Here is a 13481-nt window from a genome sequence, read left to right as displayed (position 1 = left end):
AAAAGCCGGGTTTCCCCGGCTCTTGCTGGCCTGATCGATTTACTTGCGTTTCATCGACAGGAAGAACTCATCGTTGGTCTTGGTCTGTTTCAACTTGTCGACCAGGAATTCGATGGCAGCGACTTCATCCATGGGATGCAGCAGCTTGCGCAGGATCCACATGCGCTGCAGCTCGTCGTCGGCGGTCAGCAACTCTTCGCGGCGAGTGCCGGAACGGTTGATGTTGATGGCCGGGAAGACGCGCTTTTCAGCGATCTTGCGGTCCAGGGGCAGTTCCATGTTGCCGGTACCCTTGAACTCTTCGTAGATCACTTCATCCATCTTCGAGCCGGTTTCAACCAGCGCGGTGGCGATGATGGTCAGCGAGCCGCCTTCCTCGATGTTCCGCGCGGCGCCGAAGAAACGCTTCGGTTTCTCCAGGGCGTGGGCATCGACACCACCGGTCAGGACCTTGCCGGAGCTCGGGATCACGGTGTTGTAGGCACGGGCCAGACGGGTGATGGAGTCCAGCAGGATCACCACGTCCTTCTTGTGTTCGACCAGGCGCTTGGCCTTCTCGATCACCATCTCGGCCACTTGCACGTGGCGGGTTGGCGGCTCGTCGAAGGTGGAGGCGACCACTTCGCCGCGCACAGTGCGCTGCATTTCGGTCACTTCTTCCGGACGCTCGTCGATCAGCAGCACGATCAGATGAACTTCAGGGTTGTTGCGCGTGATGTTCGACGCGATGTTTTGCAGCATGATGGTCTTGCCCGCCTTTGGCGGAGCAACGATCAGACCACGCTGGCCTTTACCGATCGGGGCGCACAGATCGATCACACGACCGGTCAGGTCTTCGGTGGAACCGTTGCCGGCTTCCATCTTCATGCGCACGGTCGGGAACAGCGGCGTCAGGTTTTCGAACAGAATCTTGTTCTTGGCATTCTCTGGGCGGTCGTAGTTGATGGTATCGACCTTGAGCAGCGCGAAGTAACGCTCGCCTTCCTTGGGAGGGCGGATCTTGCCAACGATGGTGTCACCGGTGCGCAAGTTGAAGCGACGGATCTGGCTTGGCGAGACGTAGATATCGTCCGGGCCAGCGAGATAGGAGGCGTCAGCAGAGCGAAGGAAGCCGAAGCCGTCCTGGAGGATCTCCAGCACGCCATCACCGGAGATTTCCTCACCGCTTTTCGCGTGCTTTTTCAGCAGGGAGAAAATCACGTCCTGCTTGCGCGAACGGGCCATATTTTCTATGCCCATCTGTTCGGCCAATTCGAGCAGTTCGGTAATCGGCTTTTGCTTGAGTTCAGTCAGATTCATATAGGAATGACGTAATCATTTATAGAGGGGGGAAATTAAGCTTTTGGCTTAATGAGGCCGCGCCGCAGAGAAGGCGACAGGATCGCGTACTAATTCGAAAAGGAGAGCGTCGGCGACGGCTTGCAGGGGGCAATGGAGAAACCAGTGCGGGGCCGAATGTAACACCTGAGTTTCGGAGCGTCTAGCCCTCAATTACGAAAAAGCCCCGCATTTTGCGGGGCTTTTCCAGGGCACTGAAAATCGACGCTTAGATGTTGGCGTCGAGGAAGGCAGCCAGTTGCGACTTCGACAGTGCGCCAACCTTGGTAGCTTCGACGTTGCCGTTCTTGAACAGCATCAAGGTCGGGATACCACGCACGCCATGCTTGGCCGGGGTTTCCTGGTTCTCGTCGATGTTCAGCTTGGCAACGGTCAGCTTGCCCTTGTAGGTTTCAGCAATTTCGTCCAGAACCGGAGCGATCATTTTGCATGGGCCACACCACTCGGCCCAGTAGTCGACCAGTACAGCGCCTTCGGCTTTGAGTACGTCGGCCTCGAAGCTGGCGTCGCTGACGTGTTTGATAAGATCGCTGCTCATGGAATTCTCCAGGTTGTAAGCAAAAAAACGTGGCCCATCATATCTGCCCTTCCCGCGTTCAGGAAGCCGGAGATGATTGACTCTAACTATGGTGCCCCACGAGTTTGGGTATAGCTCAGCTGGGGACGTTACGCGGGTTGCACAGGCCATTCGGCAACCCCGGCCGGCACCACGCACCTGTTGCAGCAGGGTCTTTGCCTGGCTGCCAAGGAGCGGCTCGCCCGATTGAACGGGATCTTTCCTGGCCACGGAACCGCCGGGCCACCGCCCCGGCGCAGGCTTTTATGCGTTGAATCAACGCATTGGACACTGCGCGTTGGCGCGAGCCGTTGATCGTGGCAGGATGGCGAGGTTATCGACCGAGACCCCCAACCATGCCCCAATCCCAAGCCAAGAATCTGTCCCTGATCGCCGCGATCGATCTGGGCTCCAACAGCTTTCACATGGTCGTGGCCAAGGCCCGGAACGGTGAAATCCGCATTCTCGAGCGGCTCGGAGAAAAGGTTCAACTGGCCGCCGGCATCGACGAAGAACGCCAGCTCAACGAAGAATCCATGCAGCGCGGTCTCGACTGCCTCAAGCGCTTCGCCCAACTGATCAACGGCATGCCCCAGGGCACGGTGCGCATCGTCGGCACCAACGCCCTGCGCGAAGCCCGCAACCGCGGCGAGTTCATTCGCCGTGCCGAGGAAATCCTCGGCCACCCGGTGGAAGTCATCTCCGGCCGTGAAGAAGCCCGCCTGATCTACCTCGGGGTGTCCCACACCCTCGCCGACACCCCGGGCAAGCGCCTGGTGGCCGACATCGGCGGCGGCAGTACCGAATTCATCATCGGCCAGCGCTTCGAACCCCTGCTGCGCGAGAGCCTGCAGATGGGCTGCGTAAGCTTCACCCAGCGCTATTTCCGCGATGGCAAGATCACCCCTGCCCGCTATGCCCAGGCCTACACCGCCGCACGCCTGGAGATCATGAGCATCGAACATGCCCTGCATCGCCTGACCTGGGACGAAGCCATCGGCTCGTCCGGAACCATTCGTGCCATTGGCCTGGCCCTCAAGGCTGGCGGCCAGGGTAGCGGCGAGGTCAACGCCGAAGGGCTGGCCTGGCTCAAGCGCAAGCTGTTCAAGCTCGGCGACGCCGAGAAGATCGACTTCGAAGGCATCAAGCCCGACCGCAGGGCGATCTTCCCCGCCGGCCTGGCAATTCTCGAAGCGATCTTCGACGCCCTGGAGCTGCAACGCATGGATCACTGCGAAGGCGCCCTGCGTGAAGGCGTGCTCTACGATCTGCTGGGCCGCCATCATCACGAAGACGTCCGTGAACGCACCCTCAGCTCGCTGATGGAGCGCTACCACGTCGACCTGGAACAAGCCTCGCGCGTTGAAGGCAAGGCCCTGCGCGCCTTCGACCAGGTGGCCGCGGACTGGGACCTGGAAGACGGCATCTGGCGCGAACTGCTGGGCTGGGCGGCCAAGGTCCATGAAGTGGGGCTGGACATCGCCCACTATCACTACCACAAGCACGGTGCCTACCTGATCGAGCACTCGGACCTGGCGGGTTTCTCCCGGGAAGACCAGCAGATGCTGGCTCTCCTGGTGCGCGGCCACCGCCGCAACATCCCCAAGGAAAAATTCGCCGAGTTCGGCGACGACGGCATCAAGCTGATCCGGCTGTGCGTGCTGCTGCGTTTCGCCATCCTCTTCCACCACATCCGTGGCACCCAGCAGATGCCTCAGGTGAGCCTCAGCGCCGAAGGCGATCAGCTGGATGTGGAGTTCCCGGAAAACTGGCTGGATGAAAACCAGCTGACCCAGGCCGACTTCGCCCTGGAAGCCGAATGGCTGACCCGGGTCGGCATCGTGCTCAACGTCAGCTGACCTGCCACGGACCTGTAGGAGCCGGCTTGCCGGCGAAGAGGCCGCGAAACCTTGCATCGCTCGCAGGGACGTCTTCGCTGGCAAGCCAGCTCCTACAGCTCTTGCAAACCGCACAAAAAAGGCCAGCCCGGTGATCGGGCTGGCCTTTTTCATTGGCGCCTGTCGCGCTTAGCGCACCGGCAACACCGGGCTGCCGAGACGCTCCAGCAGGGTCGCCTGGGCACTGCGCGGGTTCTGATTACCGGTCGGCGTATTGCGGATGTAGCGACCGTCGGACTGCAGGCTCCAGCTGTGGGTGTTATCGGTGAGATAACTTTCCAGCTCTTTCTTGACCCGCAGGATCAGCTTCTTGCCTTCCACCGGGAAGCAGGTCTCGACCCGCTTGTCGAGGTTGCGCTCCATCCAGTCGGCGCTGGAAAGGAACATCTGTTCCTCGCCGCCATTGAGGAAGTAGAACACCCGGGTGTGCTCCAGGAAGCGGCCGATGATCGAGCGCACGTGGATGTTGTGCGAGACCCCGGCAATGCCCGGACGCAGGCAGCACATGCCACGCACCACCAGGTCGATGCGCACGCCCGACTGGCTGGCCTTGTACAGCGCACGAATGATCTTCGGATCGGTCAATGAGTTGAACTTGGCGATGATGTGCGCCGGTTTGCCGTCCAGGGCGAACTGAGTCTCCCGGGCGATCATGTCGAGCATGCCCTTCTTCAGGGTGAACGGCGCATGCAGCAACTTCTTCATGCGCAGGGTCTTGCCCATGCCGATCAGCTGGCTGAACAGCTTGCCCACGTCCTCGCACAAGGCATCGTCGGAGGTCAGCAGACTGTAGTCGGTGTACAGACGGGCGTTGGCCGCGTGGTAGTTGCCGGTGCCCAGGTGCGCATAACGCACGATCTCGCCGGCTTCGCGACGCAGGATCAGCATCATCTTGGCGTGGGTTTTGAACCCCACCACGCCGTAGATCACCACCGCACCGGCCGCCTGCAGACGGCTGGCCATCTGCAGGTTGGACTCTTCGTCAAACCGCGCACGCAATTCGATCACCGCGGTGACCTCCTTGCCGTTGCGCGCCGCGTCCACCAGGGCGTCGACGATCTCCGAGTTGGCACCACTGCGGTACAGGGTCTGGCGCACTGCCAGCACATGCGGGTCCTTGGCAGCCTGGCGCAGCAGGTCGACCACCGGGGTGAAGGATTCGAACGGGTGCAGCAGCAGGATGTCCTGCTTGCTGATGACGCTGAAGATGTTCTCGCTGTTCTGCAGCAGCTTGGGGATCTGCGGAGTGAACGGGGTGTATTGCAGCTCCGGGTGGCTGTCCAGGCCGGTGATGCTGAACAGCCGCGTCAGGTTCACCGGGCCGTTGACCTGGTACAGCTCGGTCTCGTGCAGGTTGAACTGCTTGAGCAGGTAGTCCGACAGGTGCTTGGGGCAGGTGTCGGCCACTTCCAGGCGGACCGCGTCACCGTAGCGACGGGAGAACAGCTCGCCGCGCAGCGCACGGGCCAGGTCTTCGACGTCCTCGGTGTCCACTGCCAGGTCGGCGTTTCGGGTCAGGCGGAACTGATAGCAGCCTTTTACCTTCATGCCCTGGAACAGGTCATCGGCGTGGGCGTGGATCATCGACGAGAGGAACACATAGTTGTCGCCAGGGCCGCCGACTTCTTCCGGCACCTTGATGATCCGCGGCAGCAGGCGCGGCGCGGGGATGATCGCCAGGCCCGAATCGCGCCCGAAGGCGTCGATGCCTTCCAGTTCGACGATGAAGTTCAGGCTCTTGTTCACCAGCAATGGGAACGGGTGCGTCGGGTCCAGGCCGATGGGGGTGATGATCGGCGCGATCTCGTCGCGGAAATAGCGGCGAACCCAGGTCTTGAGCTTGGTGGTCCAGTAGCGGCGACGGATGAAGCGGATCTGATGTTTTTCCAGTTCCGGCAACAGGATGTCGTTGAGGATCGCGTACTGGCGGTCGACATGCCCGTGCACCAGTTCGCTGATGCGCGCCAGCGCCTGGTGCGGCTGCAGGCCGTCGGCACCGGCCTGTTCGCGAGCGAAGGTGATCTGCTTCTTCAGGCCCGCCACACGGATCTCGAAGAACTCGTCCAGGTTGCTGGAGAAGATCAGCAGGAACTTCAGGCGCTCCAGCAACGGATAGGACTCATCCAGTGCCTGCTCCAGCACGCGGATGTTGAATTGCAGCTGCGACAGCTCGCGGTGGATGTACAGGCTGCTGTCATCCAGATTGGGAATGACGATGGCCGGTGCCGGTTGCGTCTCGGCCACCGCGGCCGGGGCCACTGGCTCCAGCTCCGGCGGGGTCTCCACCACTTGCTCGACCACCGGCTGAGCTTCTTTTACGGCAACTTCTGAGAGTCCTTCAGTATTCATCGCGTGTTCCTGGGAGGGCTATTTTTGCTCTCGTAACAATTGAGCAGCACGAACGGCAAAGTAAGTCAGGATGCCATCGGCACCTGCACGTTTAAAAGCGGTCAGGGATTCAAGAATAACCCCCTCACCCAACCAACCATTCTGGATTGCTGCCATGTGCATGGCGTATTCGCCGCTGACCTGATAGACAAAGGTCGGCACCTTGAATTCATCTTTGACCCGCCAGAGGATGTCCAGGTACGGCATGCCCGGCTTGACCATGACCATGTCCGCGCCTTCGGCGAGGTCCGCCGCCACTTCATGCAGGGCTTCCTGGCCGTTGGCCGGGTCCATCTGGTACGAGGCCTTGTCGGCCTTGCCCAGGTTCAGCGCCGAGCCCACCGCATCGCGGAAGGGGCCGTAGTAGGCGCTGGCGTACTTGGCCGAGTAAGCCATGATGCGCACGTTGGCATGCCCGGCCAGTTCCAGGGCCTCGCGGATCGCCTGGACCCGCCCGTCCATCATGTCCGACGGTGCCACCACCTGGGCGCCGGCCTCGGCATGGGACAGGGCCTGGCGCACCAGGGCGTCGACGGTGATGTCGTTCTGCACATAACCCTGTTCGTCGAGGATGCCGTCCTGGCCATGGGTAGTGAACGGGTCAAGGGCAACGTCGGTGATCACCCCCAGGGCCGGAAAGCGTTCGCGCAGGGCGCGGGTGGCACGCTGGGCGATGCCGTCGGGGTTCCAGGCCTCGGCCGCATCCAGGGACTTGAGCCCGGCCGGCGTCACCGGGAACAGCGCCAGGGCCGGAATCCCCAGTTCGACCCAGCTCGCCGCCTCTTCCAGCAGCAGGTCGATGGTCAGGCGCTCGACCCCGGGCATCGAAGCCACCGCCTCGCGGCGATTCTCACCCTCGAGCACGAACACCGGCAGGATCAGGTCATCCACGCTCAGGCGGTTTTCCCGCACCAGACGGCGGGAAAAGTCATCGCGACGGTTGCGCCGCAGACGAGTGGCTGGAAACAGACGGTTGGCGGGGGTAAAGCTCACGGCGGACTCCAGGGCTCGCGCTGGCGGACGAGCGGGACAGTTATAAGCGGGCATTATGACGAACAGATGACAGTTGTGCTCAAGCTGTTGACCGGCAGCAACACTCATTGTCATTGGCCGGATTGTTCACGTCGAGACACATTTCGATACTTTCCCGAACGTCGTCGAAGGGGTAGGCTGCGCGTTCATTTCGCCAGCATCCAGACAATGCTCCAACAATTTCTTCAGGATTTCGGCTACTTCGCCCTCTTTCTCGGCACGTTTTTCGAAGGCGAAACCATTCTGGTTCTTGCCGGATTTCTCGCGTTCCGCGGATACATGGATATCAACCTGGTGATGGTGGTTGCCTTCTTCGGCAGCTACGCCGGTGACCAGCTGTGGTACTTCCTGGGGCGCAAGCATGGCCGCAAGCTGCTGGCGCGCAAACCGCGCTGGCAAATGATGGGTGACCGGGCGCTGGAGCATATCCGCAAGCATCCGGATATCTGGGTACTGAGCTTCCGCTTCGTCTACGGGCTGCGCACCGTGATGCCGGTGGCCATTGGCCTGTCCGGCTATCCGCCGGGCCGCTACCTGCTGCTCAACGGTATCGGCGCAGCGATCTGGGCCATAGCCCTGGCCCAGGCGGCCTACCATTTCGGCGCAGTCATGGAAGGCATGCTCGGCAGCATCAAGAAGTACGAGCTGTGGGTGCTGGGCGCCCTGCTGGTCCTGGGCTTCGGCCTGTGGCTGCGCCGGCGCTTCAAGAACGCACGCCTGGCCAAGCAGATCTACGAAGCCGAACAGGCCTCCGCCCGGGAACCTAAGACGCCAGCCGAGTAACACGCGAGCCGCAGCAATACAGCCCGCAGACACTCAGCAGGCTGTAGCTGCCCAGCGCCACCCAGGCCAGGGGGCTGGCCGGCCACAGACCGACCAGCGGCGCCAGCCATACCAGGGGCAGATTCAGCAGCAGCCGCGCCCCTTCCAGTTTCAGGCTCCAGGGCCGATCCTCCAGAGCCGCGCCCAGTACGAACAGACCCAAGGCCATCGCGCCCCAGCCCAGCAGCAGTGCCTGGACCGACAGGCTGCTCTGGGCATTCATCAGGTAGCTGCCCAGGGCTACATACACCGCGAACTGCAGCACCACGTACACCTGACGCCGCACATCCAGGGCCACCTCGAATTTGCGAAACTGGCTCAGCTCCGGCTTGGCCAGGGGATAACGGGCCTGCACATCCGCCGGGCGCCAGCCGGTGCGCATGAACCAGATCCGCAGCTTGTCCCGCACATGCTCGGTGCGCCGGGCATCATTCCAGAGCTGGGCATAGAACTGCAGATTGGCCCACAGCGGGTTCCAACTGGCCAGCGGAGTCGTCACGCCGAACACCACGGGCTCGTTGCCGTCCTCTTCCTGGCAGGTGCCGAACAGCCGGTCCCAGAGAATGAACACCCCGCCGTAGTTGCGATCCATATAAAGAGCGTTCTGCGCGTGATGGGCCCGGTGATTGGAGGGGGTCACGAAGAACCATTCATACCAGCCCAGCTTGCCGATGTGCCGGGTATGCACCCAGAACTGATACAGCAGATTGAGGGCTGCCACCGTGACGAACACCACCAGCGGCACCCCGAGTACCGCCAGGGGCAGGTAGAAGATCCAGCTCAACAGGAAGCCGGTGCTGGTCTGGCGCAGAGCCGTGGAGAGGTTGTAGTCCTCGCTCTGGTGATGCACCGAGTGAGCGGCCCAGAGGATATTGCGTTCATGACCGCAGCGATGCAGCCAGTAGTAGCAGAAGTCGTACAGGACAAAGGCCCCGATCCACACCCAGAGGCTGTGCGCCGGCAGCTCGAACAGCCCCCAGTGCTGGAGGGCGAAGGTATAAGTGACCAGGCCCAGCCCCTTGGTCAGCAGGCCCGTGGTGGTGGACAACACGCCGGTGCTGATGCTATTGACCGCATCGGCAACCCGGTAGTTATTCACTCCCCGCCAGCGATCGGCCAACAATTCAGCAACAATCAACACAAAGAAAAACGGCACCGCATAGAGGATGAGGTTCATGGCACGACCCGATCGATATCGATAACCAAGATTAGGTCTGGCAACTCCATCCCCCTATGGCCAGGTGTGACAAACAGGCGGACATTTAGCGCCATGAATCTGGAGAAAAACCCATGAGCAAAAAAGTTGCAGTGATCCTTTCCGGTTGCGGCGTGTTCGACGGCGCCGAAATCCACGAAAGCGTGATCACCCTGCTGCGCCTCGACCAACGCGGCGCCCAGGTGCAGTGCTTCGCCCCGAACATCCCCCAGATGCATGTGCTCAACCACCTGACCGGCGAAACCATGACCGAGACCCGCAACGTGCTGGTGGAATCGGCGCGCATCGCCCGGGGTGAGGTCAAGGATCTGCGCGAAGCCCGCGTCGAAGACTTCGATGCGCTGATCATTCCCGGTGGCTTCGGGGCAGCCAAGAACCTCTCCAGCTTCTCCACCGAAGGCGCTGCCTGCACAGTCCAGGCCGACGTCCTGGCCCTGGCCGAAGCCTTTGCCGAAGCCGGCAAGCCGGTGGGCCTGATGTGCATCGCCCCGGCCATGGCCGCGAAGATCTACGGCCCCGGCGTGACCTGCACCATCGGCAACGATGCCGACACCGCAGCCGCCCTGGGCAAGATGGGCGCCACCCACGCCGAATGCGCAGTGGGCGAGATCATCGAAGACAAGGCGCGCAAACTGGTGAGCACCCCCGCCTACATGCTGGCGAAATCCATCAGCGAAGCGGCCTCGGGCATCAACAAGCTGGTGGACCGGGTGCTGGAGCTGACCCACGAAGGCGACAAGTGAGCCTCTAGCGAGCGCCCCTCAGGCCTGGCGCGCCAAGCGCGTCAGGATGCGGTCCAGGGCGTTGGCGAAGGCCTGTTTTTCCCGGTCGCCATAGGGCGCTTGCCCACCACTGACCTGCCCCTGTTCACGCAGGTCGGTAAACAGGTTGCGCACCGCCAGGCGCTCGCCCATGTTCTGTGCGTCGAACTCCTTGCCCCGCGGGTCCAGGGCCGCCACGCCCTTTTTCACCAGGCGGTCGGCCAGCGGCACGTCACTGCAGATCACCAGTTCACCGGGCACTGCGTGCTCCACCAGGTAATCGTCGGCGGCATCCGGGCCGCTGGGCACCACGATCAGCCTGACGCAGGCGAAGGCCGGCTTGATCTGCGCCTGTCCGGCCACCAGCACCACTTCAAACTGGCGCTTCAGGGCGAAGCGCACTACTTGATCCTTGGCCGCCTTGGGGCAGGCATCGGCATCGATCCAGACACGCATTGAATGTTCTCCCTCCAGAATGCAGAACGGGCAAGCCGCCCCTTCAGGAGCGGGCTTGCCCGCAATCAACTACGCCGGCTCAGGAAGCCTGCACGCGGCGCTTCTCACTCATGCGGCTGCGGCTGTAGAGCACCACGATCGCCAGGATCGCCACCGCCTGGGCACCCAGCGAGTAGGCGTCGGCATGAATACCCAGCCAGTCGAAGTCGAAGAACGGCACTGGCCGCGTACCGAAGATACCCGCTTCCTGCAACGCCTTGACGCCGTGCCCGGCGAACACCACCGACAAGGCGCAGAGCAGTGCCGCGTTGATGCCGAAGAACAGCGCCAGGGGCAGCTTGGCCGAGCCCCGCAGGATCACCCAGGCCAGCCCCACCAGCAGCACCAGGGCGGTGGCGCCACCGGCCAGTACCGCGTTGTGCCCGGCAGGGCCGGCCTGCAGCCACAGGGTTTCGTAGAACAGAATCACTTCGAACAGCTCGCGATAGACCGAGAAGAACGCCAGCACCGCAAAGCCGAAACGCCCGCCGCCGCCCACCAGGCTGCTCTTGATGTAGTCCTGCCAGGCCGCCGCATGCCGGCGGTCATGCATCCACACCCCGAGCCACAGCACCATGACACTGGCGAACAGCGCGGTGGCGCCTTCGAGCAGTTCACGCTGGGAACCGCTGACATCAATCACGTAGGCCGCCAAGGCCCAGGTACCCAGGCCGGCCAGCAAGGCCAGGCCCCAGCCGACGTTGACACTGCGCACCGCCGATTGCTGGCCGGTGTTACGCAGGAAGGCGAGGATGGCCGCCAGCACCAGGATCGCTTCCAGGCCTTCGCGCAGCAGGATCAGCAGGCCGGAAATAAAGCTCAGAGACCAGCTCAGGCTGTCGCCGCCCAGAAGCTCGGCGGACTCCTTGAGCTTGGCCTTGGCCGCGTCCAGGCGCTGTTCGGCCTGGGCCACCGGCAAACCGTCCTGCAACGACTGCCGGTAGGCCATCAGGGCCTTTTCGGTGTCTTTGCGGACGTTGGCATCGACGTTGTCCAGGGAGCTTTCTACCAGCTCGAAACCTTCCAGGTACGCCGCTACCGACAGATCGTAGGCCTGTTCGTGATCACCGTTGCGATAGGCCGCCAGGCTCTTGTCCAGGGTCGATGCGGTGTAGTCCAGCAACTGCGCCGGCCCCCGTTTGACCTGAGGCGGCTGGGCACGCTGGGCACGGAAAGTCGCGGCTGCCTGCGGTCCCTGGGCGGCCAGTACTTCACCCGGTGTCTGCCGGGCCAGGTCGGCCAGATTGAAGCTCTGCTCGCCCTTGGCGGCCGCAGGGTCGGCGCTGAAACTGGCGATGTAGGTGGCCAGGTCCCAACGCTGGCGATCATCCAGTTGATCAGCGAAGGACGGCATGTCGGTGCCTTCCACGCCCAACCCCAGGGTGTTGTAGATGGCATACAGGCTCAGGCGATCGAGACGTTCGGCATCCCGCAGGTTGGCCGGTGGTGGGGTCATGCCCACGCCCGCCGGACCATCGCCGGCACCCTGCTCGCCATGGCACACCGAGCAGTGCTGGGCGTACAACGGCGCGCCACGGGTCGGATCCGGGGTGATGATCGGCGCCTGGCTGACCTCATAGGCTACCGCCAGCCGAGCCCCCATCTGCCGCGCCTGGCGAGCTACCTGATTGCCATCGACGCGGTCATCCACCGCTTTGCGCAGGCTGACAACGCCTTGCTCCAGTTCAGCCTTTTCCGGTTTGGCCGGCAGATCGGCGATCAACCCCTGCAGGACGCCGAGAAACTCCACCTGCTCACGGTACTCGGACTCGTCAATGACCTTGCCCCCCTCGACCGTGGCGGGATAGTCCGCGCCAATGTAATCCAGCAGATGCAGGGCCTTGGGCGCGCCGTCGACGGTATCGGCCAGCAGGTTGAAGCTGAAAAGCGCCAGCACCGGCAACACTAGCAACGCCAGTAAACGGGAAGGGGCAATCATGAATAAATCTCAAAGGGAAATAAGAAGTAACATATTGTTCCCTCCCAACGAGTTTCACTCAAGGCTTATCAGCCCCGCTGAAACATCTTCGCTCACAGGCCACCAGCCTCACGCCCAGCTAGCACCCGCTCCCCTGCGTGCGCAAAGTGTCCAAGCCCCTGGGCGAAGACGTCACCCGGCAGTTGGGTCGTGACAGCTGCGAGCAACCGCGCCAAGCGCCGATGCGCAACAACCAGCCGCCGGACACGGCGCCAGTGACCCTGCGCTAAACCGCACGCAAACGAAAAAGGCGACCCGGTGGGTCGCCTTTTCTTGTTCCTGCAAACCTAGGCCGCCGCTTTGCGGATAGTTGCCAGAAAACCCGCAGCGCCGAGGAACAGGCCGGCGAAGGTGCGGTTCATCCGCCGCTGCTGGACCGGGGTGCGCAACAGGCGCAGGACCTTGGACGCCAGCCCCGTATAGCCGGCCATGACGATCAGGTCGACCACGATCATGGTGGCGCCGAGAATCAGGTACTGCTTGACCAGGGGGGCATGGGGATCGATGAACTGCGGCAACACCGCCAGCATGAACACCAGCGCCTTGGGGTTGCTGATGTTTACCAGGAAACCGCGAAACACCAGGGCCAGGGGCTTGCCGATGGGGCGAATGGCGGCGTCATCACTGAGGTCGCTGGGCAGCGCGCGCCACTGCTTGACCGCCAGGTACACCAGGTAGGCCACACCGAACCACTTGATGGCATAGAAGGCCGTGGCAGAGGCCGCGAGAATGGCCCCGACACCGGCCGCGACAATGGCAATCTGCATGGCCAGGCCCAGTTGCAGCCCCAGGGCGTTCCAGTAGCCGCGCCAGAAACCGTATTGCAGGCCGCAGGACATCGACGCAATGGCGCCGGCGCCCGGGGAAAGACTGATTACCCAACTGGCGGCAAAGAACGCCAGCCATGTCTCAAGCACCATCGCACACCTCGGATCGAATTGGTCGTGACTGCCTAAGCTAATCCTCCGCTTGGCGGCTGACCATATTTTTTTCGCCC

The 13481-nt window shown here is 62.5% G+C and carries 12 protein-coding genes; 4 read left to right on the top strand and 8 right to left on the bottom strand.

Going from position 1 to position 13481, the window contains the following annotated elements; translation table 11 throughout:
- Positions 1–39 precede the first annotated feature (39 nt).
- On the bottom strand, positions 40–1299 hold the full coding sequence (gene rho, locus ACUXVH_RS01900) for a transcription termination factor Rho (RefSeq protein ID WP_011064156.1): 1260 nt from the start codon (positions 1297–1299) through the stop codon (positions 40–42).
- A 247-nt stretch (positions 1300–1546) separates the two neighbouring features.
- Positions 1547–1876: a thioredoxin TrxA gene (trxA, locus tag ACUXVH_RS01895; RefSeq protein ID WP_003206727.1), complete on the bottom strand. Its 330-nt coding sequence runs from the start codon at positions 1874–1876 to the stop codon at positions 1547–1549.
- 374 nt (positions 1877–2250) lie between these two features.
- On the opposite strand from trxA, the gene ppx reads away from it, so the two are divergent.
- Positions 2251–3753, top strand: a complete 1503-nt coding sequence (ppx, locus tag ACUXVH_RS01890; RefSeq protein ID WP_065365051.1) for an exopolyphosphatase — start codon at positions 2251–2253, stop codon at positions 3751–3753.
- Positions 3754–3921: 168 nt separating this feature from the next.
- On the opposite strand, the gene ppk1 is transcribed toward ppx, so the two are convergent.
- Positions 3922–6141, bottom strand: coding sequence for a polyphosphate kinase 1 (gene ppk1, locus ACUXVH_RS01885; protein ID WP_015637439.1), 2220 nt, complete (start codon positions 6139–6141; stop codon positions 3922–3924).
- An 18-nt stretch (positions 6142–6159) separates the two neighbouring features.
- Positions 6160–7173 carry a porphobilinogen synthase gene (gene hemB / locus ACUXVH_RS01880; RefSeq protein WP_065365050.1) on the bottom strand — a complete coding sequence of 338 codons (1014 nt, stop codon included), beginning with the start codon at positions 7171–7173 and terminating at the stop codon, positions 6160–6162.
- Between the two features lie 207 nt (positions 7174–7380).
- On the opposite strand from hemB, the gene ACUXVH_RS01875 reads away from it, so the two are divergent.
- Positions 7381–7995 carry a DedA family protein gene (locus ACUXVH_RS01875; protein ID WP_011064160.1) on the top strand — a complete coding sequence of 205 codons (615 nt, stop codon included), beginning with the start codon at positions 7381–7383 and terminating at the stop codon, positions 7993–7995.
- Here the strand turns inward: ACUXVH_RS01875 and ACUXVH_RS01870 are convergent.
- Complete coding sequence (locus ACUXVH_RS01870; RefSeq protein ID WP_065365049.1) at positions 7976–9211, bottom strand: sterol desaturase family protein; 1236 nt, start codon at positions 9209–9211, stop codon at positions 7976–7978. The two genes, ACUXVH_RS01875 and ACUXVH_RS01870, sit on opposite strands and share 20 nt — an antisense overlap.
- Positions 9212–9324: 113 nt before the next feature.
- On the opposite strand from ACUXVH_RS01870, the gene elbB reads away from it, so the two are divergent.
- Positions 9325–9993 carry an isoprenoid biosynthesis glyoxalase ElbB gene (gene elbB / locus ACUXVH_RS01865; protein WP_065365048.1) on the top strand — a complete coding sequence of 223 codons (669 nt, stop codon included), beginning with the start codon at positions 9325–9327 and terminating at the stop codon, positions 9991–9993.
- Between the two features lie 18 nt (positions 9994–10011).
- Here elbB and ACUXVH_RS01860 read toward each other — a convergent pair whose 3' ends face one another.
- Both ACUXVH_RS01860 and ACUXVH_RS01855 read right to left on the bottom strand, forming a co-directional pair.
- On the bottom strand, positions 10012–10467 hold the full coding sequence (locus ACUXVH_RS01860; RefSeq protein WP_015637443.1) for a YaiI/YqxD family protein: 456 nt from the start codon (positions 10465–10467) through the stop codon (positions 10012–10014).
- A 79-nt stretch (positions 10468–10546) separates the two neighbouring features.
- A complete protein-coding gene (locus tag ACUXVH_RS01855; protein WP_065365047.1) occupies positions 10547–12445 on the bottom strand; it encodes a cytochrome c/FTR1 family iron permease in 1899 nt (632 codons plus the stop codon).
- Between the two features lie 146 nt (positions 12446–12591).
- Here ACUXVH_RS01855 and ACUXVH_RS01850 point away from each other — a divergent pair, with 146 nt between their 5' ends.
- Complete coding sequence (locus ACUXVH_RS01850) at positions 12592–12714, top strand: hypothetical protein (RefSeq protein ID WP_370505706.1); 123 nt, start codon at positions 12592–12594, stop codon at positions 12712–12714.
- Positions 12715–12771: 57 nt separating this feature from the next.
- Here the strand turns inward: ACUXVH_RS01850 and ACUXVH_RS01845 are convergent, their stop codons facing one another.
- Positions 12772–13404, bottom strand: coding sequence for a LysE family transporter (locus ACUXVH_RS01845; protein WP_011064164.1), 633 nt, complete (start codon positions 13402–13404; stop codon positions 12772–12774).
- Between the last annotated feature and the right edge of the window lie 77 nt (positions 13405–13481).

The sequence above is a fragment of the Pseudomonas sp. 8(2025) genome, assembly GCF_052665325.1.
The sequence above is the reverse complement of the archived record's forward strand: the minus strand, read 5'-3'. Positions and strand labels throughout refer to the sequence as shown.